The sequence below is a fragment of the Pseudomonas halotolerans genome (assembly GCF_039581215.1).
Lineage (GTDB): Bacteria > Pseudomonadota > Gammaproteobacteria > Pseudomonadales > Pseudomonadaceae > Aquipseudomonas > Aquipseudomonas tehranensis.
Window position 1 is genome coordinate 50,826 of the sequence record NZ_JBCNTJ010000003.1, and the last position, 21,701, is coordinate 72,526.

Consider the following 21,701-nt stretch of genomic DNA (forward strand, 5'->3'; position numbering starts at 1 on the left):
CCTGGATCAGACGTACCTGTTCATGCGACTTTTGGGGGCTGCCGCAGTTCCGGATTTTTCCCGTTGCCGAGTCAACCACCTCGCCACTGTGGGAGCACAGCGTGCTCCCACAGAAGAGGTTGCATGTGCCGTCGTTTTCGCGAACAAGCCCACAACGGGGCGGTGGTCAGATGAACACGATCTCATAAGGCAAACCCATGCGATCGAGAATGACCCGTGGCACCAGCGGTGCGATGCCGTTGGCGGGTTCGCCGTTGAGCTGGCTGGCGTAGGCGTGCATGGCGTGACGTTTGCGTGCGGTGGTCCAGATATCCAGGCGCAACTTGCGTGCCCGGTGCCAAGGAATCTTGTTTTGCTCGCGCACAGGCCAGTGCCAGGCCCACACCGGTAACTCAATGAACACCGCCTCGATGCGTTCGGCGGCCAGGGCCCCGGCGCGGCCGACCGTATCATGGTCACTGTCACCATCCTGGCGCCAGGTGCTGAACACAACGTCTCCCGGCTTCAAGTACCGACCGATGAAAGCGCTCAGTTGGGCCTCATGTTCGGCGAGGTTTTTTTCCGGGAAGCCGCCGCGCACCCACTGAAAGCCCTTGGCCGGTACCCCCAGGCGATGCAGGGCGTCCACGCTTTCCTGGGGATGAGGGCGGTAGCCATGCTGCTGCTCGGTCCATAACGGTGAGCCGGGATGGCTGATGCTGCCGTCAGTGACCGAGACCAGCAATATGGGATGGTCCAGATGGCTGAGCAATTGGAGCAGGCCGCCACAGGCGCCGACTTCATCGCCAGGGTGCGGGGCGAGAATGACGGCGCGGGCGCCAGCGGGGATGAGGGTCTGGGTGCTGATAATGGGGATGTCAGCCAACTGGGGGGCGCTGTTCCATATCTGCGGAAGCTGTCGACCGGGCAAGCGAGAAGCGAGTTTCATGAGAGACATCCTTGTTGGTATTCAATCCTTCAGCCATGCACCGGGCCGATTGCCCAGTGACGCCCACCAGGGCCTGACTGCGATCTGCGATGTTCCGATCCTGGAATCTACCGCTCGACAAGTATTGATCATGTTGGGCGATTCGTCGCGCCACAGGTTGTTGCGAATGCTGTTTTTCTGCTGCGGGGGCTCAATGGGTAAACAAACCGCGTCCCTGCGGTTGTGTTTTTTCACCCGTTTACCGCAGGTTCATTCCTCCTCTTCACGCTGCAACTCGAACAACAGCAGCGAGCGGCCGGTGACGGAGTATTCGTAGTCAAAATCGAAACGCTCCTGGCCACGCACCTTCGGCTGGTTAGTGTCGACCATGCATGTCCAGAAGCTGCCCTCGGGCACTTCCGGCAGGCGGAAGTTCACGATGTCGTGATGGGCATTGACCACCAGAAGCAGCGTGGCGTTGCCACCCTTGCGGCGAATACCGGTTTCCTGGGCGCGCCCGTCCATCAGCATGCCCAGGCACCGACCGTGGCCGTCGTGCCATTGCTCGGTGGTCATCTCGCTGCCATCGGGAGCCAGCCAGGTGACATCCTTGACGCCGAGGTCTTCGTTGTAATTGCCCACCAGGAACCGTCCGCGTCGCAGGATCGGGTAGGTCAGGCGCAGTTTGATCAGGCGTTTGACGAACTTGAGCAGCGCCTCGCCATCCTCGCTCAGGTCCCAATTGACCCAGCCGATCTCGCTGTCCTGGCAATAGGCGTTGTTGTTGCCGTGCTGGGTTCGAGCGAACTCATCGCCAGCGACGAGCATCGGCGTGCCTTGGGCCAGCAGCAAGGTCGCAAAGAAGTTGCGCATCTGCCGCTGCCGCAGCTCATTGATCTCAGGATCGTCAGTCGGGCCTTCGACACCATGGTTCCAGGACAGGTTGTTGTTGCTGCCGTCCTGATTGTTTTCGTCGTTGGCTTCATTGTGCTTGTCGTTGTATGACACCAGGTCATGCAGGGTAAAACCGTCGTGGGCGGTCACGAAGTTCACTGAAGCGTAGGGGCGACGGCCGCGCTGGTTGAACATCTCGCCAGAGGCGGTCATGCGGCTGGCAAAATCGGCGAGCTGGCCGTCGTCGCCTTTCCAGAAAGCGCGCACCGTGTCGCGGAATTTGTCGTTCCACTCCACCCAGCCTGGCGGGAACCCACCCACCTGATAACCACCTGGGCCGCAATCCCACGGCTCGGCGATCATTTTCACCTGGCGCAATACCGGGTCCTGGCGACAGGCGACGAGGAAGCTGTGGCGCTCGTCGAAGCCGTCGTGGTATCGACCCAGAATAGTCGCCAGGTCGAAACGGAAGCCATCGACGTGCATTTCCGTGGCCCAGTAGCGCAGGGAATCGGTGACCATCTGCAGCACGCACGGGTGACTCAGGTCCAGGGTGTTGCCGGTGCCCGAATCGTTGATGTAATAACGTTTGTCATCCGGCATCAGCCGGTAGTACGAGGCATTGTCGATGCCGCGCATGGACAGGGTCGGGCCTTGCTCATTGCCTTCAGCGGTGTGGTTGTAGACCACGTCGAGAATGACTTCCAGGTTGGCCTCGTGCAGGTGCGCAACCATTTCCTTGAATTCGGCAATTTTGCCGCTGGCCAGGTAACGCGGGTCCGGGGCGAAGAAGGCGATGCTGTTGTAGCCCCAGTAGTTGGTCATGCCCTTGTGCAGCAGATGCTGGTCATTGACGAACGCGTGGACAGGCAGCAGCTCCACCGATGAAACACCCAGCTTGCGGATGTGCTCGAGCACATCGTCCACCATCAATCCGGCGAAGGTGCCCCGCAGGTTCTCCGGCACCGAGGGATGACGCATGCTGAAACCGCGAACATGGGTCTCATACAGGATGGTCTTGTCCCACGGCACACTGACGCGCTGGTCGTTGCCCCAGGTGTGGGCCGGGTCGATGACTTTGCACTTGGGCACGAACGGCGCGCTGTCGCGTTCATCGAAACTCAGGTCGCCATCCGGGTGGCCGATGGTGTAGCCAAACAGCGCTTCCGACCACTTCAGCTCGCCGACCAATTGCTTGGCGTAGGGGTCGATCAACAGCTTATTGGGGTTGAAACGATGACCGTTCTCCGGGTCGTAAGCACCATAGACCCGATAGCCGTAGATCATCCCCGGGTGGGCGTCGGGCAGATAGCCGTGGTAAATCTCGTCGGTGTACTCCGGCAGCTCGATACGCTCGAGTTCGATTTCGCCGGTATCATCGAAAATACACAGTTCGACCTTGGTGGCGTTAGCGGAGAACAGCGCGAAATTGACCCCCAGGCCATCCCACGTCGCACCCAGCGGGAAAGGCAGCCCTTCACGAATCCGCGAAGCCTCGATGACGGGCGGCGGCGTGGTGTTTTTTGGTTGGGTCATAGTTGCTCCTGCAAAAGACATACAGATATGGCAATGCTGTTCACTTAAGATCAATTCGTTTCGTTTGTGGCGAGGGCGCTCGCTCCCGCTGTGCCGCGTAGCGGCACCTTTGATGGACACCGCGCATCCAGGCTTCGACCCAGTGTGGCGTCAGCACGCGCCCTTGTCAGAACGGGGGCGCATGCCCTTGAGGCTGATGTCAGGAATGGATCAGTTAGCCGGCGGTTTGCGCGCCGCTCGTGGTTTTTTCTCGACAGGTTTTTCCGCCGCGGTGCTGACAGCGGCAGGTTTGGCCGCAGGCTTGGCTTTGGGCGTCGTGCCTTTGGTGGCCGGCTTGGCGGCGTTGCTCTTGGCCGCGCCGGACTTCACGCTATCAGCCTTGCTGGTCGCGGGTTTGCCGGCCGCTTTGGCGGGTTTGCTCGGGGCCAGCGCCTCGGCTTCGGCAAGTTTGCGGGCCATCTCCCAGTGGCGTTTTTCCTGCCCGGCGGGCTTACCCTCGGACTCCCAGATTTGATAGGCGAATTCACGAATGCGTTTATCGTCGGTACTCATCGCAGTGCTCCTGACTGAACTCAAGTTTGGATAAAGACATTGACCGGGAAATCCCCCAGTGCGTCGCTGACCATCAGCTCCCTTTGGGGTGTGACTGCCACGCTTGAAAAAAGTCCCTTCAGTTTTTCATCCCCACGGGCAAACGGTAGTGAGAGGCGGGTGTCGCCCCAGTCCGATGCAGCCACCCGCGGCACGGCACCTTTTTCCAGCAGGCGCGCTGCATGGATTGGTACCACGATGATTGCCCGCTGTTGCTCATGCTCACGCATAAACGCCAGGACCCGCTCGGCCTGCCCGCCAACCACTCGAAGCGGCTGGTAGTGGCCCTGTTGGAACAGTTGCGGGTGTTCGGTGCGCATGGCCAACGTCCTGGCGATCAAGGCTTGCTTGACCCTGCCATCGCGCCAGGTGTCTACCAGTTCCGTCGGGTTGCTTTGGGCTTGCATCGCCTCGCGGCGCGCCATGAAGTCCACCGGGCGGCGGTTGTCCGGGTCCACCAGGCTGAAATCCCAGAACTCGTCACCCTGGTACAGGTCCGGCACACCGGGTACGGTCATACGCAGCAAGGTTTGCGCCAGACTGTTGAGGGCGCCCGCCGGGGCGATGGCCTGGACCGCCTCCGCGATGGCGCTGCGCAGGGGCAGCCCCTCATCACCGAGCAACAGCCGCTCCAGGAACTGCTGGGTCGCCTGCTCATAAGCGTCGTTGACGGCCGCCCAACTGCTTTGCAACTTGGCTTCGCGCAAAGCCTTGCGTTGCCATTGCCACATGCGGTCGTTGTAGTCGGCCAGCGCCGTGTGGTCGTGCACATCCAGATCCAGCGGCCAACTTCCCAGTAGCGCCTGGTACAGGATCAGTTCATCACCGGCCGAAGGCGCGGCGGGGTCGCTGCGAAGCGAGGGTGCAAGCATGCGCCACTGCTCCACGCACGCCCTGTACCAGTCAGCTCGTTCGCTGATGACCGCCAGCCGCGCCCTGGTGTCTTCGCCGCGTTTGTGGTCGTGGGTGGCGGTGGTCATCAGGTTGTCAGGGAAATGCTCCAGCCGTTCGAGGCAGGCGTCATGGAACGCCTGCGGCGGGGCACTGAACTGTTCGGTGTTGTAGCCCACGTCATTGCGCGACAGCAGCACCGCCGAGCGATAGAGCGCGGTGTCTTCCACGGCCTTGGCGGCGGCTGGCGAGGTCAGTTGCTGGAAGCGCACGCAGGCATGGCGCAGCCGTTTGCGCTGGCTGCCCCGTGGGCGATTGCGCCAGGGCATGCCGCCGAGCCAGTCGGCCAGGTAGTCGAGCACCGGCCAGTCGGCTTCGCTGAGGGTTTGTCGGGCGCCTTCCAGGGCTTGGCGGAAAAACACATCGTCTTCGCTGGAGCGGCCCAGTGGATTGATGTAAGTACGGTACACCGGGAAATGCACGATCAGTTCCTGCAACGCGCGGCGAATGGCGCCGAGGGTCAGGTCACGGGTCATCACGTCATCCCGCGCGACCTGAAGCAGGGCTTGGGCAACGCTTTCGAAGTCTCCGGCCAGGGAACCATTGAGAATCTGTTGACGGGCCAGGCGGGCTTCTTCGATGAAGTGCGCCGGCCGCTCGCTGTGACGACTCCACAATTGGGCGAGGGGCTCGGCACCGGCCGGGTCATGTTGCAGCAACGAGATCTGGTTCATGAACTCGTAACCGGTGCTGCCGTCGATGTTCCAGTCCCGACGCAGGGTTTCGCCGTCGCCGAGGATTTTTTCAATGAAAATGGGCAGGTGCCGCGAAGGCGAAAGCGAATCCAGGCGCCTGCGCAATTTACGGCAGTAACCGCGAGGATCGGCCAGACCGTCGATGTGATCGATCCGCAAGCCGTCCACCAGTCCTTCGGCGATCAATTCGAAAATTTTTGCGTGGGTGGCTTCGAACACCGCCGGGCGCTCGACCCGCAGGCCACCCAGCTCATTGACGTCGAAAAAACGCCGCCAGTTGATGTCGTCCGCCGCCGTGCGCCAACTGGCGAGCCGGTAGCTCTGGCGTTCCAGCAACTGATGCAGGCGCTCGAAGCCCTGGGGTTGCCGGGAGTCATAGGCACGCAGGTTCTCTTCGATGGTGGCCAGGATGCCCGGTTGGGTGGCCAGTTCTCGCAACTCCAGTTGCAGCGGTCGGGCCAGGGTATGGGCGTCGGTCAGGTAGTTCAGCGTGGTAAAACGCTCGGCCAACGCCCTGAGGGATTCGGCCTGTTCCGATGGCAGCGTTTCGGCAGGTTTGAGTAATTCGCCGTACTGCATGGGGCAGATAGGGAAGTGATGCTCGTAATGCTCGGCCAGGAAACTGCCTTGCGTGGCATCGAAGCGTAATGTCAGCGTGCCTTCCTGCAAGGCGACTCCGTAGTCGCTGCCCAAAAATGGCAGCAACAGTTGGCCCTCCATCAAGGGGTCGGGAGAATGCCACTGGATATCGAAAAACTGGCCATAGGGGCTCAAGCGTCCCCATTCCAGCAGGTCTTGCCACCAGGGATTGTCGTTGCCGCCGACGGCCATGTGGTTGGACACGACATCGAGGATCAACCCCATCCGGTGCTCACGCAGGCTGGCGACCAGCCGTCGAAGCGCGGCTTCGCCGCCCAGTTCCGGGTTGACCTGGGTCGGATCGACCACATCGTAGCCGTGCATGGAGCCGGCGCGGGCTTTGAGCAGTGGCGAGGCATAAATATGGCTGATGCCCAGGGACGCGAAGTACGGTACCTGGCGGATGGCATCATCCAGGGTGAAACCTTTATGAAATTGCAGGCGAAGGGTCGCCCGCAAAGGTTGGATCAACGTTTGATTCATCGGTCACGCTCGTTCGCCTGAAGCCTTGCGCAGGCGAGTATTTCCAGACGCCGGGCGGCGCCCGGGTCATCCAGCAGTACCTGGCTGTCCCACGTCAGACGACGCCGCCAGTTGGGGTGGCTATCGGTCGTACCAGGCAGGTTAGCCTGCTCGTCGATGCCCAAGGCGTCTTCGAGCGGCAGCAGCACCAGCGGCGCACGGGTGTGGCCGAGGAAACGCACACTGGCGTCGAGTATCTCGTCGGTATCCTGGTGTTCTTCACGAAAGTTCTGCGGGTCCTGGTTCAACACATTGCTCAGGCCTTCGCGTTCACGTGCCCGGTGTTTGCGCCAGTCCATCTCGGTGTGGGAGTCGATCAGGTCCAGCCGGGCATTCCAGTCGATATCATGGCCGTGCCACCAGCCCTTGAGGGTTGGCAGATCATGGGTGCTGGTTGTGGCCAGTGCGTTGTCCGGCCAGTCGAGGATGGGTTTGAAATGGGTATTGTCCTGTTCAAACAAGAGTACGCGCATACCGAGAATCGACCGGGCGCTGAGCTTTTCGCGAAGCCCCTCAGGCACGGTGCCGAGGTCTTCGCCCAGCACGATGGCCTGATGGCGATGGGACTCAAGGGCCAGCAGGCGCAGCAGGTCGTCCACCGGATAATAAAGATAAGCACCATCGCTGGGCGGGGCGTCATTGGGAATCACCCAAAGACGTTGCAGGCCCATCACATGATCGATGCGCAACCCGCCGGCGTGGGCGAAGTTGGCCCGCAGCATTTCAATGAAAGCGCGAAAGCCGTTGCGTACCAACCCCTCCGGCGAGAACGCCGAGATGCCCCAGCCTTGGCCGGAGCGGTTGAGGATGTCCGGCGGTGCGCCTACGGTCAGCGAGGCGAGCAGTTCATCCTGTCGACTCCAGGCCTGACTGCCTCCACCATCGGCGCCTACGGCCAGGTCAGCGATCAGGCCTATGCCCATGCCACTGGATTTAGCCGCGCTCTGGACGCGCTCCAGGCATCGGGTAATCAGCCACTGGCAAAATGCGTAGAAGCCGATTTCGTCGGCGTTCTCTTCAGCAAAATGCGCGAGCGTCGCGCTGCGAGGGTTGCGCCATTCTTCGGGCCAGTGGCGCCAGTCGAGGCTTTCTCCTCGAGCCGCGCGTTCGGCCTGTAGGGCCTCGAAGCGGCAATGGTTTTCCAGGGCTTCGCCGCTGGTATGGCGGAAACTGCTGAAGTCCTCATGCAAGGGGTGCTCGCCCTGGCTGAAGCCGTCGTACAGGGCGCGCAGGACTTTCTGTTTGGCTTGGGCTGCTACGGGCCAATCCACCAGCGGCTGTTCTTCCAGGTTGCGCAGTTGATTGGTCAAGCCGGTGGCGTCAATGGCGGCGCGCAGCGCGCGTTCGCCAAGAATGGCGCCCGGCGCGGCATAGAGACTGTTAAGAAAGAGCCGGCTGGACGGTGAGTAGGGGCTGTAACGGCCGGTGTCGCTGCTGAACATCGCGTGCATCGGGCTGATTGCCAGGGCATCGGCACCGCGCTCGCCGGCGACCCGTACCAACTCCTCCAGGGCCTGGGTGTCACCGAAACCTCCGTCGCCGGGGCGGCGCAGGGCGTATAGCTGTGCGCTCAGGCCCCAGGCACGGGGTGTCGGATCCTCCACGGCATCGGCCACGCTATAGCAATGTGCAGGCGCGACCGCCAGGATGAAATGCTGATCCTCAATGCTGACGTGCTGGTAACCCACAGGGACCATCCCCGGCAGTCTGGCATCCGCGTCAAGGTTCAGGTTCAGTACCGCGCCATCCTCGAGCTGGATTTCGCAGGGCGTTGCAGCTTCGAAGTAGCGGCTCAAGTCCACGCTGGCGCCAACATCGACGGTGATCAGCTGTGGCAGTTGGTGATTGTGTTGATCCTGCTGCAATTGCAGCAGGCTGGCATCGATTTCCTGGGCGGTACCGGCTGGATGGCCCAGGCCGGTGAGGACCGAACGCAAGACGGCGGGCGAGACTTTTTGTGCCCGACCGTTGGCGTCGATCCAGTCAACCGCCAGGCCCGCTCGGCCGGCGAGAATTTCCAGTTGCGCATCGCTCATAGGCGCTCTCCAGTGATGTTGGGCAAGTTTGCCGCTTGCGTCAGACTGACCAGCGCGCTGTAGGGCACCAAGGCACCCTGCTGCAACAGACCCATGGCGTGCTCCGGATGTTCGAAAAGAATCTCGGCCTCTTCTTGAGCGGTATGCTTGACCGGTTGATCGCTGAGGTTCAGGTCAATGCGCAAAACGCTGCCGTCGCCCATGCGCCAGCGTGCGCTGACGGCACCATGACCCAGCACTTCGGCACCCAAGGCCTGGGCCCCGGGCAAGCGCGGGACGATCACGTCACGGCGGATTTTCAGCAGTTGTCGATAGAGTGTTTCACTGGCTTGTTGCTCAGCGTGCTGCGCCTCCAGACTAGGCCGCGACAGCTCGAAGGTATTGGCTGCGTTAGGGTCCGGGATGCGCTCACGTTTTTCGGGATCGGCAAAGGCACTGAACGCCTTGAACTCGCTGCGCCGACCTTCACGCACCAGCTCCGCCAGTTCGCCGTGATGGCTGGTGAAAAACAGAAAGGGTTGGCGGGCCGCCACTTCATCGCCCATGAACAGCAGCGGAATCATCGGCGACAAGAGCAACAAGACGGTCGCCGCTTGCAGGGCCTGGGGCGGCGCCAGTTGATGCAGGCGTTCACCCAGGGCGCGATTGCCAATCTGGTCATGGTTCTGCAGGAACAGCACGAAAGCGCTGGGGGGCAGGTGGCCGCTGGGTTCGCCCCGAGGTTCGCCGTGGCGGTTGATATGGCCCTGGAAGACAAACCCCTGGCTGAGGCAGCGTGCCAATTGTTCCGTTGGCTCTTCGGCATAGTCAGCGTAATAGGCGTCGGTTTCGCCGGTCAGCAGCACGTGCAGCGCGTTGTGGCCGTCATCGTTCCACTGGGCGTCATAGCCGTGCTCCAGCAGGCTGGCCTGGTTGTGTTCGTTTTCCACGGTCAACCAGACATGCCGAACCGGATCTATCTGTTCGCGCACCCTGGCGGCCAGCTCCTGGAGAAAGTCCGGATCTTCGATCGCATGCACGGCGTCCAGGCGCAGGCCGTCGAAACGGTACTCCAGCAGCCACATCAGCGCATTGTCGATAAAGAAGTCCCGCACCTCGCGGCGTCGGAAGTCAATTGCCGCGCCCCAGGGGGTGTGCTTGTCTTCGCGGAAGAAGCCTTTTGCGTAACGATGCAGATAGTTGCCGTCGGGGCCGAAATGGTTGTAAACCACGTCCACAATCACCGCCAGCCCGTGGCCATGGGCGCTGTCGATCAAGTGCTTGAGTTGTTCGGGCGTGCCGTAGGAGGCCTGGGGAGCGTAGGGCAGGACACCGTCGTAGCCCCAGTTACGGTCACCGGGAAACTGCGACAGCGGCATCAGTTCGATGGCGGTCACCCCTAATCCAGCCAGACGCGCCAGGTGCTGTTCGACGCCTTGGAAACCACCGAGGGCGCCGACGTGCAACTCATAGATCACGGCTTCGTGCCAGGGGCGCCCGGACCAGTGAGTATGGCGCCATGAGTAAGCATGAGGGTCGACCACCACGCTGTGGCGGTCAATGTCACCCGCCTGGGCGCGGGACGCCGGGTCGGGGACCTCCAGTTCGCCGTCGATGTTGTAGCGATAGCGGGTGCCGGCGGCGCAGCGGGTCTGGATCATGAACCAGCCATCGGCCTGGGGCAGTAGCGGTATTGAGTCTCCAGTGTCGAGTTCGACACTCACAAAAAAAGCATCCGGGGCCCAGAGGGCGAAGCGGGTGTGCTCGGCATCGAGCATGACCGCGCCATGGGTCCAGGTTTCAGGCGTCCTTGACGGCATTGTTACCTCATTGTCTGGCCGATTTACCCAGTGACTTGGCCACTAGCTGTTCATAGAGTTCGGCGTAGGGTTCCACGGCCTTGCACCAGTTGAATGGCGCCGACATGGCCCGGCAACGCATTGCGTTGAGCAGGTCCGGGAACTCGAAGACCTTGAAGGCCCGGCTCAATGCCAGTTTGTAGCTGTCGGCGGTAGATTCATCGAACAAGAAGCCGGTAATGCCGTCTTCGATGGTGTCGGCCAGCCCCCCGGTGTTGCGCGCCACCGGCAACGACCCAAAGCGCTGGGCGTACATCTGGCTCAAGCCGCAGGGCTCGTAGCGCGAAGGCATTAGCAGAAAGTCGCTGCCGGCGAACATCCGCCGCGCGTCGGTTTCGTTGAAGCCGATGCGTACACCGATCCGGCCGGGAAAGCGCAGCGCCAGTTCTCGCATGGCTTGCTCTTCTTCCGGTTCGCCGCGACCAATGATCGCGATCTGACCCCCCGATTCGACGATGAACTCGGCGACGGCTTCGGTCAGGTCCAGGCCTTTCTGGTACACCAGGCGCGACACCACGGCGAACAGCGGGCCGCTGGAATCGTCGAGGCCGAACAGGTCGCGCACATGGGCAGCGTTTACTGCCTTGCCCTCCCAGTCGCCCATGGCGAACTGGCGGAACAGGTGCGTATCGGTGGCCGAGTCCCAGCTCTCATCGATGCCGTTGGGAATGCCGCTGAGCAAGCCTTGCTGGGTTTTGGCCGCGAGAAAACCGTCGAGCCCGCAGCCGAATGCCGGGGTGGTGATTTCCTGGGCGTAGGTGGCGCTGACCGTGGTGATGTGGCTGGAGTACGCCATGCCGGCCTTGAGGAACGACAACTTGCCGTAGAACTCCATGCCTTCCTGTTGCAAGGCGTGCTCCGGAATACCCAACTCTGGGCAGGACGCCAGGCTGACCACGCCCTGGTACGCCAGGTTGTGGATGGTGAACAGGGTCGGCGTGCGTTGCCCGCGCCAGTGCATGTAGGCCGGCGCCAGCCCGGCCGGCCAGTCATGGGCGTGGACCAGGTCGGGGCACCAGTGGATTTGGGCGAGGTTGGCGGCGATGTCTGCCGCTGCCAGGCCCAGTCGGGCGAAGCGAATGTGGTTGTCGGGCCAATCGCGACCGTTGTTGGCGCCGTAAGGTGAGCCTTCACGGGCAAAGAGTTCCGGACAGATCAAGACGTAAATCACCAGACCGTCGGCCATGTCCATACGACCGATCTTGCAAGGAGGCAGCGCTGCGTGACCGCCCAGTTCACCGATGATGTGGATCGGGTTGCCGCTGTTCATTACCTGCGGGTAACCGGGGATCAGCACCCGGACATCATGCAGGCCGGCCATGGCTCGGGGCAGGGCGGACGAGACGTCACCCAGGCCGCCGGTCTTCACCAGATCGGCGATCTCCGAGGTGACGAACAATACTTTCTTGCGATTGGGATTCTGCCTGACGACGGGGAGCAGTGCCTTGCCGCCGGTGGCCAGCACCGGTGCCGTCGGCGATTCAGCCGCCGGCGGAAGTTGAGAACGGACTTGTTGTGGTTCCAAGGCAGCACTGATCATAAATTTCTCCCATTTTCTCGATCTGTTTCCGGCAAGCGCCAGAGCTGTTGTTTCATTGGCCGAATCCTGCGGCCAGGCGCACAAGCGCTACGCAAGGTAAGCAAAACGCTGCCCAATGCGGTTAAGCGAATCAGGTGAAAGGGCTGCTACATGGACTTGCAAGGACTGCACCAGCCGTTGTTGCCCTACCTCTAACCTGACCTGTCGCCGTTGCGAAAAGTTTCCACTTTTTTTCGTCTGGGTGACCGGTCGGTTTTCTCCCCGGTTGGGCAGTCTAGGTCAGAACCTAGAGCGGTGCGGCGCGCTTCGTCGAATTGTCCGACAATCAGGTTTATTGTCGGCAATGTCTTACGCGACAAAGGGACATACGCACCGACGAAGTGCAGTTTCGGGAAACGAATTGGGTGTATGGGGAAGGGGCTGTTTCATCGGCGTGCGCGATGGAATGGCGGGATGCACCATCGGGGGGCGAGTGAGATGGAGGCGTTTTAGTGGCCATTTATTGCACTGGAAATACGCTGTTCCTGTGGGGGGCGGGCCCGCCCCACATAGGACGTGTTCAGTCGCCAGCCGGGGTCAACAGACGGATTGGTTGGCCGGCGGCCCAGGCCTGCAGGTCTTCGATCATCAGCGAATAGAACTTCTGATAGTTGTGCCGGGTGACGTAACCGACGTGCGGTGTGGCCAGTACATTTTCCAGCGTTCGGAATGGGTGCCCGGATGGCAAGGGTTCCTCGGCGAAGACGTCCAAGGCCGCACCCGCCAGGCGTTTGTCGCGCAGGGCGTCGATCAGGGCGGCCTCATCGACGATGGGGCCGCGTGCGGTATTGACCAGCAGCGCCTCGGGTTTCATCCAGCCCAGCGCCTGCGCATCCACCAAACCGCGGGAGCGTTCGCTGAGTACCAGGTGCACTGAGAGAATGTCCGCCTGTTCGAACAGTTCCTGTTTGCTCACGTAGGTCACACCCACTTCGCTGGCCCGTTCGGCGGTGAGGTTCTGGCTCCAGGCGATCACCCGCATGCCGAAGACCTGGCCGAACTGAGCGACCCGTGTGCCGATGCTGCCCAGGCCCAGGATCGCCAGCGTCTTGCCATGCAGGTCGCCGCCCAAGCCTTGCTGCCACAGGCCGGCGCGCAAGGCATTGGCCTCCTGCACCAGGTTGCGGGTCAGGGCCATGATCAGCGCCCAGGTCAGTTCGGGGGCGGCGTGCTTGTAGCTTTCGGTGCCGCATACCTGGATACCCAGCTCGGCGGCGGTTTTGAGGTCCAGGGCGGCATTGCGCATGCCGCCGGTGAGCAACAGCTTGAGGTTGGGCAGGCGGCGCAGCAGGCCTTCATCGAAGGGCGTGCGTTCCCTCATCACGCAGATCACTTCGAAGCGGTGCAGGCGCGCGGCGAGGGTGTCACGGTCGGCAGGGTACTCGTGAACAAATGTCACCTGGCCGATGCTATCGAGCACCGACCAGTCCACCACATCCCGTGCTACGTCCTGCCAATCATCGATGACTGCTATTTGCACCGCCATGGAACACCTCGTCAGGGAGTGGGTTTGTTCAGCCAGCCCAGCAAGGCCTGATGGAACCGATCCGGCTCTTCCATCTGTGGGGCATGCCCCAGATGGGCGAACTCCACCAGCGTTGACTGGGGAATCAGTTGAGCGGCCTGCTTGCCCAGCACGTCATACCGACCCAGTTTGGCTTTCACGGCCGGTGGCGCGATGTCGCTGCCGATGGCGGTGGTGTCGGAGGTGCCGATCAGCAGCAGCGTCGGTACTTTCAGGTCCTTGAATTCGTAATAGACCGGCTGGGTGAAGATCATGTCGTAGATCAGCGCCGAATTCCACGCGACTTGTGTGTGCCCCGGCCCCTTGTTCAGCCCGGCGAGCATGTCCACCCAGCGCTCGAACTCCGGTTTCCAGCGGCCACCGTAGTAGGTTTTGCGCTCGTAGTTGCGGATACCGTCGGCGCTGAGTTTCAGTTCGCGCTCGTACCACTGGTCCACGGTACGGTAGGGCACGCCGAGGGCTTTCCAGTCCTCCAGTCCGATGGGGTTGACCATCGCCAGCCGCTCGACCTGATCGGGGAACTGCAGGGCGTAACGGGTGGCGAGCATGCCGCCGGTGGAGTGGCCGAGCACAATGCTTTTCTGCACCCCGAGGGCCTTGAGCAAGGCCTGGGTGTTGGTTGCCAATTGGTGGAAGCTGTACTGGTAATAAGCGGGCTTGCTGGACGTGCAGAAACCGATCTGGTCCGGGGCAATGACCCGGTAACCGGCCTCGCTGAGGGTCTTGATCGAGTCGCCCCAGGTGGCGGCGCAAAAGTTCTTGCCGTGCATCAGCACCACGGTGCGACCATTGACCTCGCCCTGGGCCGGCACGTCCATGTAGCCCATCTGCAAAGATTGGCCCTGGGACTGGAGGGGGAAGTGCTTGAGTGTGTAGGGGTACTCGAAGCCTTGGAGTTCCGGGCCATAGGCCGGGCCTTCAGGCGGGTTTTCCGCCTGGGCGAACAGCGGCAGGGCGGCGGTCAGAAACAGGCTCGGTAACCAGCGAGCGGTGGAACGCAACATGGACATCTCCTTTGGGCATCCGGCCGATCCTGGCGCGGCGCGATTATGGCGACATTAACCACAGGCAACCCAAAGGCGCGAACGTTCAACCCATCCAGCCCAGGGTCGCGAGGGCGAGTGCGCCATAACGCAGCCCTTTGGCCAGGGTCACGATCAACACAAAGCGCCGCCACGGCTCCCCCATCACCCCCGCGACCAAGGTCAGCGGATCGCCGATGATGGGCATCCAACTGAGCAGCAGTGACCAACGCCCATAACGCTGGTAATGCACACGGGCCTTGTCCAGATGGGCCGGACTGACCGGAAACCAGCGCCGATCCTTGAATTGCTCCAGGCGTGTGCCCAGCCACCAGTTCACCAGCGAGCCCAGGACATTGCCCACGGTGGCGACTCCCAGCAACAGCCAGACTTCATAGCGTTCGCTGAGCAACAGCCCAACCAGCAGTGCTTCGGATTGCAGCGGTAACAAGGTGGCGGCACCGAATGCCGCCAGGAACAAGCCGATGTACGCCTCGCCCATCAGTGGGCCGGGTAATCCGCCACCACGGTTTGCGTTCCGTCTTTTTTCAGGCCGATCACCTGATACGCATCACTCATGCCGGCCGTTTCCATGCCGGGCGAACCCATGGGCATGCCAGGTGCGGCCAGGCCGAGCAGGTCGTCCCGTTGGCTCAACGCCAGGACCTGATCGGCCGGGACGTGACCCTCAACGAATTTGCCATTGATCTGGGCGGTGTGGCAGGAGCGCAGGTTTGGCGCCACACCCAGGCGCTGCTTGACCGAACTCATGTCGGTTTCAACATGGTCGTTGACCTTGAAGCCGTTTTCCTGCAGATGTGAAATCCACTTTTTACAGCAACCGCAATTGGCATCGCGATGCACGTCAATGGTGTTCGGTTCGGCGGCCTGGGCCAGAGTGGTGACAAAAAGCGCGCTCAGGGCGAGCAGGTGCAGGGGATTGGCCATGGGGACAGTCTCGTGTCGAACGGTTTGGGAGGAGGATAACAGAGTAGCGAGCGTGAGCTGACAGTGGGCTGAGGGGAGGATTACAGAATTGTCAGGTTGGGGGATGGTGCTTCGAAGTCCGGTGCAAGCTCATCAGGCTGCGCTGAGCCCTGTTTGCGAGCCATCATGGCAAGACCTCGGTGATGTGTTGAGCGTCCCTGCTCCGGTTTTCAAGCCGCCGAACCTGCCTGAGCGCCCCTCCAGATGTGTGCTTGGGCTTGCACTTGTTCGTGGAGCCGTTGCATCGGTTCCGAGTGCAAAGTGAGCGGTCGATCCAGGACGCCACGGTGAAACAGCGCCTGCCAGCCGGGGTTGCCTTCGGCCGGCATGATCCCGGTGAAGACGAATCCGGCGTCCATCAGCCGTTGGTAATCGTCAGCAAATTGCTGGCGCAGTCCGAGTCGTACTGAAAGCGACCAATGGGCCGGCAAGCGCAGCAGTTGCCTGGCCAGGCGAAGGTCTATGTACCCGGCCACAATGTCGACTCTTCCAGGCAGTTGTCTGATTTGAAAAGGCTGTGCCGAAGGCAAGGGCGCATCGAGCGAGGTGCCAAACAGCACTGCCAGTGGCTGCATCAGCCATTGGCATGCCGCGGGCCACTGAAGGTGCGGCAGAGGGCGATGCTTGCCGCTGATCACTTGGCTGCCGACCACGATGGTTTCGGCGTGGACCGTGGCGAAAGGTGAGGGCACATGGTCAGGTAGCAGCCCGGTGTCATGAAACCCCAGTCTTTGGGCCAATCGCTGGCTGTAGCAATGACTGGTGACTTGCTTGATCGACAGCCTGGCAAGCCCCAGGTCCTGGCAGCCGGCCAGTAATCGTTGCCCCAGGCGCGTCGCAATCTGGCCGCCTTGCACTGTGGGGTCTACTGCGATCAGCGCCAATTCCGCGTCTTCACCCTCGGCTGGTTGCCGGCACAATGCAGCATGGCCGACCACGTGATCGTTTACCACGGCGACCACGGAGTGCCAACGGTTCAGCAGGTTGTGCTGGCCAATCATGTGGGGCAGGTAGACGTCTGGCGAGACGTAGTGATCGCCGTAAACCCGGCGGAACAATTCGCTGATCCCGACGCCATCCGTGGGCCGGAACGGCCGGATGACCACGCTGCTCATCCGGCGTGCCTCGCTGTCAGCGGAGCATAGAGGCGGCGGTCGATGATCGACAGGTGCTTGCCGGAGCGTGGATGGCGTTCCAACGCTTGAGGGCCGCAGGCCTGGACATGCAGGTCGAGTTGATCGATACCTGGATACTGTTTGGTCAAGGCGGCTTTCAATGTGCTGGAGAGTGACTGGCAAGCTTGCGTTTGCCCACCCGGCACCCATTTGAGCACCACGCGGTCGTTGTTCTGTGCGTGCTCGATGATCAATTGCCATTGAAGGTCACCGCCATTGCTGCGGATGATGTCGCTGATTTCCTGCGAAAACAGCGAGAACACGCCGACCCGCACCCGCTGGCTTTTCGCGCTACGGCCCTGAAGCGCGAACTTGCGTCGCGGGGTGCCGACCGGCTCGCGCCAGCATGCCCGGTCACCCACCGGATAGCGCACGATGGGCATCAGGGTCCGGTTGAGGTTGGTCACCACCAGATTGCCGGGCCGATCGCACGTCTGGATGACCTCACCGCTCAGTTCGTCGATGATCTCCACCCGTATCTGTTCGTCGAACACGCGGTGTTCGCCGAGGTTGCAGTCCAGCGCGCTGGCGCCCACCAGCCCTGCGTCCACACTGGCATAGCCGATGGAGGCGAAGCGTGCCTGTGGGAAGGCGCGCTGCAACGCAGGCAACTGATTCTCGAACAGGTTTTCGCCACCGAACAGTACGGTAGTGATGCCTGGCAGCGTTCGCCCCTGTTGGTCCAAATGGTCGGCAAACGCCAGCAAGTGCGCGGGCACACCGGCCAGAACATTGATGCGGTGGCCGCTCACGGCCTCGGTCAGTACGTCGAGATCCACCGCCCCGGTGAAGGGAAATTCGGCGATGGGCACATCGACTTTGCCCAGAGCACCATGAATAAACAGGAAACTGGCGTACAAGTCTCCGGAAAAAAACAAGTTGGCGATTCGATCGCCTGCCTTCAGTTGCGCTGACAGGCTCTGACCGAAGCAGTCGAGCATCCGTTGCCATTCAGTGTGGGTGTACACCGATAGTTTTCCCTGGCTGGTCGTGCCGCCGGTTTTGTAGATCAGCGCGTCTTCGACGGGGCCGGTCAGTACGTCCCAATTGTCCAGGTCATGACTGCCGACCCAGTAGTCGGCGACGTCGATAATGGGGACATCTTCCAGAGCGCAATTTTGCGCGGGTAAATGCCGTAGGTGCTCGCGGTAGAACATTGAATGCGTACGAACATGGGCGAGCCATTGTTCAAAGGGTAAAGAGGTGCTCATCAGGGTTCTCTCGGACTTTCGCTTATTCATTGACACGGAAAAAACAGTCAGGCGGATATTCGGCGGTCAATCACCCGCGCAACCTTGCCGCTGTGTTTGTTCTGTTCGAAACGTGCCGCCGGGCAGGATTGAACCTCCAGGACGAGCATTTCGGACTCGACCAGCGTGGACATCAGTTCGAGGTCCATGACCCTGCACCGAACCGTTTGTGCATCGCCATCGGCGCGAATCAGCAGGCGTTCGCAGCCGCTGCTGTGGTAATCCAGCACGATTTGAATGGCGGTTTGTGCCTGTTCGGCCAGCTCGTGGGTATTGATGAAGTACGTCGCGATGCGTATCAGCGCGCCGTGGCGCTGGCGTAACTCGAACCGGGGTGACTCCAGGCCACAGGGGCAGGGTTCGGGAAGCCAGCGCCCACAATCGCCGACTTCATAGCGGTGAAGGGGCTGCGCCTGGCGTCGGCGAGAAGTGAACAAGAGCCGTCCGGTTTCCCCCGGCTCGACCGGAGCGTCCTGTTCCAGTTGGACGATCTCCAAGTGTTGAATGTCTTCCATGAGATGGAAAACACCATCGCCGCTGGCAATGCACGCATGGCCAAGGGGGCCCGCGTCGACACTGCCGTAGATGGCTGAGCGAATATTCGTGACGCCGCAGTCCTGAAGTAACTGACGGCAGCCTGGCCCCAGGTGCTCGCCGCCCAGCATGATTTTGCGCACGCCGCCATAGCCTTGAAGGGTTTCTCGCTGGCTGGAAAACAGGTGCTGCACAGTGCTCGGCATGCCAACCAGGGTATTGACCTTGTGGGCGACGATCATCCGTGCGACCTCTTCGAAGTTCACGTCCGACGTAGCGCACATGGGGTAATGCACAACATTCATCTGCTCCAGTATCTTCGCAAAGCTGAAGAAGCCGCCGTAGAGATTGCCGCCATAAAACAGATTCATGACCCGATCTTTCGCCGGATCCAGGCCGGCCGCGCGTAGTCCATCGGCGGCGGCCCGCATGTGGCGATCAAAATCGTGGTAGCTATAGGACGACAGCACCGGTGCACCGCTGCTACCACCTGAGCGGAAGAACAGATGCGCTTGAGGTGCGGTAGGCAGCGCCAGGAACGCCGCTTTGTCCATGATCGGCGTCGAAGGAGAAATAGACATCGCTGCCGGCGATGCGTCCAGTGTCACACGATGACTTGCGACCTCGGGTTCAAGACCGACCGAGATCCGGCGACTCAAACGTTGTAGCGCGTAGACGCCGTCGTGAGGCTCGCCCTCATAGCCTTGCTGGATGTCTGCGGTTGCCGTGATGCGGTTCACGCCGGCGGCTACTACGCGACGCGCCAGTTCAGGCGCCCGTTGCGGTTCACAGATCAGCGCGCAGCTCTGTAACACATTCCGCCAGGGCAGCAGCGTTTCGGTGATCAGCCCATGGGGCACCGGTCGTAATAAAAGCGTGCGAAACAGCGGCGAGGGCGACAGGTCGCGGTGATGCTCCCAAAGAATGCGCCAGCCGTCTCCTTCCCAGATCTGCCCGGTTTGTTGCGCAAAACTATGGTCAAGTCGGGCAAGTGCCGTGCGGGTGGTGATCTCGCACGCTTCGGCCGCGCTGGTTTCCAGCGCCGGCCATTGTCGGGTGCGGCGTTCGAATGCGCCGGCCAGGGCGTTACCCAGCGCCTGCATCTGAGCGGGCTCGTCGCTGTCCACCAACAGCCACTGGGGGCTGGAGCAGGCTTGCTGATCGAGGCGGCAGATCTCATCCACCAGACTGTCCAGCGCCTGCTCGCTGGCGGCGTGCGGCGTGACGTAGGCGAAGCTGATGCGATGTCCCCAATCGATCCAGCGGCAGCCGCTTGGAATTTGTTCGCGCATGGCCTTGAGTGCGGTCTCGCCACCCCAGGCGCTGACGCCTTGGGCCATTGCGAAGAGACGCCGACACTCCTGGTAGGGCACTGGCAGCACCGCAACGTAATCGCGCAACTGGCCACTTGGGTCGCAATTGAGGAACGCCGCCAGCACCTGCGTTGTGAGGTCTGCATCGCGCGTGCTGGGTCGTAGCCAGTTGACGTTGCCCGCCAGCAGGCTTTCCAGTGCCGCGAAGAACCCCAGCAGCGGTGCATTGCCAGGGGTGACATGCACCACCAGCCCCAGGGGTTGCCAGCTTTCGAAAGGTCCATCGCAATAGTCGATTCGGCGCAGCGAGCGCGCGTCTGCCCCCAGTTCCCGTTCGAGTTTGCGGCTCAGATGCTTGCGTTCGCAGAAGGCGATCAGTGCCTGGCGCTGGTCGTCGTCCAGAAACGGAGTTTGTCCTGCGTCCCGCAGCGTCTGTGCAAACGCCTGCGCGCAATCGAGCACGCTATCGCTGGGGGGCGGTGCGTCCAGAAGAGCAGGCAGTTGCGTCTGCAGGCGTTCAAGGGCTGCATCGAATGGCAGATCAGCGTGCAATTGGCCGTTGATAAGATACATATCAATTCTCCTTGATCAATTCGGAAGCGGCCATGGCGCAGCTTCGGCTGGCACTGGTGCCGGCCCGACCGTGCAGTTCGAACCATTGGGTGTTCAGGCCGCACTCACAATCTGCCGGATGCAGGGTCGCCAGGTCGCTCATCACCACGGCATGGGCGGGACTGGAAGAGATGTAAGGCGAGACGAATGACAACAATCCCGCCTTGCCGAAGGGCTGGACGCTGAAGTTCGAGGGGTGACGAACGAACGCTTTCGAATAGACCGGCACATGAAACCGGTGGTGCGCACATTCGATGTACGGCACGGCGTGCTCGACGGCACCGTAACCGTCGCGGCAGCGGTGCACCTCAATGCCCAGTTGCCGGGTGATGTGTTCATAGACCTCGTGGCGGGGGATCTCTTGGGCGGCCTGTTTTTTCCAGCCGCCTCCCAGAAACACCAGGGAGTCGGGGGCAAGCTTGAGATGTGGCGTCGCGGTTTCACGCATGCGCTCAAGCGCATGGCACAGCAGCGCCGGGAAGCCGAAGATCCTCACCGGCAAGCCTTCCTCGGCGAACTCCTGAAGGGCCCGGATCGCGCCAAAGACATCGAACTCATGACCTTTTGCGGTGCGCCGCAGCGCATGGAAAACCCGATTGGTCGGCGCGAAGCTGCGCAAGAACTGGTCCGTATGGGCGGTGCCCACGCGATTGACCTTCTCGGGTTCGTGGCTGAACAGCAGGTAGTTGCAGGGCGAGTCCGGCGTGGACCAGCCGTAATGCTCAAAGATGCGCGCCACCATGCCCTGGGCCGCAGCCATGCTGCGCTCGTCGTAGCGCATGCGGCTTTTCTGGCCGCTGGTGCCGGAGGATGTCAGCTCCAGCGCGCTCTCACCGGTGGGACTGAGCAGCAAGCGCTGCTTGAAGTAGTTGGCGTAGATGGGCGGCAAGCGCGACCAGTCAGTCAAATGCTCCAGGTCCTCGGCAGCCAGGCCGTTAGCGTTGAGCCAGTGTTCGTAGCCGGGGGTGTGGTGGCAATGGAACAGGCTGATCTGGGCCATGGCTTGGTCAAACAGACCAGGAGGTACTGAGTCGGGATCGTAAGGCTGCGCCAATGCGCACAGCGCATCGGCGTGGGGAAAATGAATCATGGGTA

At 61.6% G+C, this 21,701-nt stretch carries 15 protein-coding genes; all 15 read right to left on the reverse strand.

The features are described 5' to 3' along the window. Positions 1-166: 166 nt before the first annotated feature. Positions 167-928: a PIG-L deacetylase family protein gene (locus tag AAIS01_RS05030; protein WP_343468064.1), complete on the reverse strand. Its 762-nt coding sequence runs from the start codon at positions 926-928 to the stop codon at positions 167-169. Positions 929-1,177: 249 nt separating this feature from the next. Then, positions 1,178-3,337, reverse strand: coding sequence for a glycogen debranching protein GlgX (gene glgX, locus AAIS01_RS05035; RefSeq protein WP_343468065.1), 2,160 nt, complete (start codon positions 3,335-3,337; stop codon positions 1,178-1,180). A 210-nt stretch (positions 3,338-3,547) separates the two neighbouring features. Then, complete coding sequence (locus AAIS01_RS05040; RefSeq protein WP_343468066.1) at positions 3,548-3,889, reverse strand: DUF2934 domain-containing protein; 342 nt, start codon at positions 3,887-3,889, stop codon at positions 3,548-3,550. 20 nt (positions 3,890-3,909) lie between these two features. Further along, positions 3,910-6,696: a malto-oligosyltrehalose synthase gene (locus AAIS01_RS05045; RefSeq protein ID WP_343468067.1), complete on the reverse strand. Its 2,787-nt coding sequence runs from the start codon at positions 6,694-6,696 to the stop codon at positions 3,910-3,912. Next, positions 6,693-8,771 (reverse strand): 4-alpha-glucanotransferase, encoded by a 2,079-nt coding sequence (gene malQ, locus AAIS01_RS05050; protein WP_343468068.1) that lies wholly within the window; start codon positions 8,769-8,771, stop codon positions 6,693-6,695. The genes AAIS01_RS05045 and malQ overlap by 4 nt, the downstream gene beginning before the upstream one ends. Next, positions 8,768-10,570 (reverse strand): malto-oligosyltrehalose trehalohydrolase, encoded by a 1,803-nt coding sequence (gene treZ, locus AAIS01_RS05055; RefSeq protein ID WP_343468069.1) that lies wholly within the window; start codon positions 10,568-10,570, stop codon positions 8,768-8,770. Before treZ ends, malQ begins: the two co-directional genes overlap by 4 nt. A 7-nt stretch (positions 10,571-10,577) precedes the next feature. Further along, positions 10,578-12,149, reverse strand: coding sequence for a glycogen synthase GlgA (gene glgA, locus AAIS01_RS05060; RefSeq protein WP_256232908.1), 1,572 nt, complete (start codon positions 12,147-12,149; stop codon positions 10,578-10,580). A gap of 559 nt (positions 12,150-12,708) precedes the next feature. Further along, positions 12,709-13,674, reverse strand: coding sequence for a D-2-hydroxyacid dehydrogenase family protein (locus AAIS01_RS05065; protein WP_343468070.1), 966 nt, complete (start codon positions 13,672-13,674; stop codon positions 12,709-12,711). An 11-nt stretch (positions 13,675-13,685) separates the two neighbouring features. Beyond that, complete coding sequence (locus AAIS01_RS05070; RefSeq protein WP_343468072.1) at positions 13,686-14,717, reverse strand: alpha/beta fold hydrolase; 1,032 nt, start codon at positions 14,715-14,717, stop codon at positions 13,686-13,688. Positions 14,718-14,802: 85 nt separating this feature from the next. After that, complete coding sequence (locus AAIS01_RS05075) at positions 14,803-15,237, reverse strand: YqaA family protein (protein WP_343468074.1); 435 nt, start codon at positions 15,235-15,237, stop codon at positions 14,803-14,805. Beyond that, the gene (locus tag AAIS01_RS05080) at positions 15,237-15,683 is read right to left on the reverse strand and encodes a DUF411 domain-containing protein (protein ID WP_343468075.1); all 447 of its coding nucleotides are present in this window, start codon (positions 15,681-15,683) and stop codon (positions 15,237-15,239) included. Before AAIS01_RS05080 ends, AAIS01_RS05075 begins: the two co-directional genes overlap by 1 nt. Positions 15,684-15,892: 209 nt before the next feature. Beyond that, positions 15,893-16,837 carry a GNAT family N-acetyltransferase gene (locus tag AAIS01_RS05085; RefSeq protein WP_343468076.1) on the reverse strand — a complete coding sequence of 315 codons (945 nt, stop codon included), beginning with the start codon at positions 16,835-16,837 and terminating at the stop codon, positions 15,893-15,895. Beyond that, positions 16,834-18,108 (reverse strand): phenylacetate--CoA ligase family protein, encoded by a 1,275-nt coding sequence (locus AAIS01_RS05090; protein ID WP_343468077.1) that lies wholly within the window; start codon positions 18,106-18,108, stop codon positions 16,834-16,836. Before AAIS01_RS05090 ends, AAIS01_RS05085 begins: the two co-directional genes overlap by 4 nt. Before the next feature lie 47 nt (positions 18,109-18,155). Further along, positions 18,156-20,567: an acyl-CoA reductase gene (locus AAIS01_RS05095; RefSeq protein WP_343468078.1), complete on the reverse strand. Its 2,412-nt coding sequence runs from the start codon at positions 20,565-20,567 to the stop codon at positions 18,156-18,158. Between the two features lies 1 nt (position 20,568). Next, on the reverse strand, positions 20,569-21,696 hold the full coding sequence (locus AAIS01_RS05100) for a LuxE/PaaK family acyltransferase (RefSeq protein ID WP_343468079.1): 1,128 nt from the start codon (positions 21,694-21,696) through the stop codon (positions 20,569-20,571). Positions 21,697-21,701: the final 5 nt, after the last annotated feature.

Coding starts and splice junctions, on each gene's coding strand:
- AAIS01_RS05030 (WP_343468064.1), bottom strand. CDS start 928: ATGAAACTCGCTTCTCGCTTGCCCGGTCGACAGCTTCCGCAGATATGG.
- glgX (WP_343468065.1), bottom strand. CDS start 3,337: ATGACCCAACCAAAAAACACCACGCCGCCGCCCGTCATCGAGGCTTCG.
- AAIS01_RS05040 (WP_343468066.1), bottom strand. CDS start 3,889: ATGAGTACCGACGATAAACGCATTCGTGAATTCGCCTATCAAATCTGG.
- AAIS01_RS05045 (WP_343468067.1), bottom strand. CDS start 6,696: ATGAATCAAACGTTGATCCAACCTTTGCGGGCGACCCTTCGCCTGCAA.
- malQ (WP_343468068.1), bottom strand. CDS start 8,771: ATGAGCGATGCGCAACTGGAAATTCTCGCCGGCCGAGCGGGCCTGGCG.
- treZ (WP_343468069.1), bottom strand. CDS start 10,570: ATGCCGTCAAGGACGCCTGAAACCTGGACCCATGGCGCGGTCATGCTC.
- glgA (WP_256232908.1), bottom strand. CDS start 12,149: ATGATCAGTGCTGCCTTGGAACCACAACAAGTCCGTTCTCAACTTCCG.
- AAIS01_RS05065 (WP_343468070.1), bottom strand. CDS start 13,674: ATGGCGGTGCAAATAGCAGTCATCGATGATTGGCAGGACGTAGCACGG.
- AAIS01_RS05070 (WP_343468072.1), bottom strand. CDS start 14,717: ATGTTGCGTTCCACCGCTCGCTGGTTACCGAGCCTGTTTCTGACCGCC.
- AAIS01_RS05075 (WP_343468074.1), bottom strand. CDS start 15,237: ATGGGCGAGGCGTACATCGGCTTGTTCCTGGCGGCATTCGGTGCCGCC.
- AAIS01_RS05080 (WP_343468075.1), bottom strand. CDS start 15,683: ATGGCCAATCCCCTGCACCTGCTCGCCCTGAGCGCGCTTTTTGTCACC.
- AAIS01_RS05085 (WP_343468076.1), bottom strand. CDS start 16,837: ATGAGCAGCGTGGTCATCCGGCCGTTCCGGCCCACGGATGGCGTCGGG.
- AAIS01_RS05090 (WP_343468077.1), bottom strand. CDS start 18,108: ATGAGCACCTCTTTACCCTTTGAACAATGGCTCGCCCATGTTCGTACG.
- AAIS01_RS05095 (WP_343468078.1), bottom strand. CDS start 20,567: ATGTATCTTATCAACGGCCAATTGCACGCTGATCTGCCATTCGATGCA.
- AAIS01_RS05100 (WP_343468079.1), bottom strand. CDS start 21,696: ATGATTCATTTTCCCCACGCCGATGCGCTGTGCGCATTGGCGCAGCCT.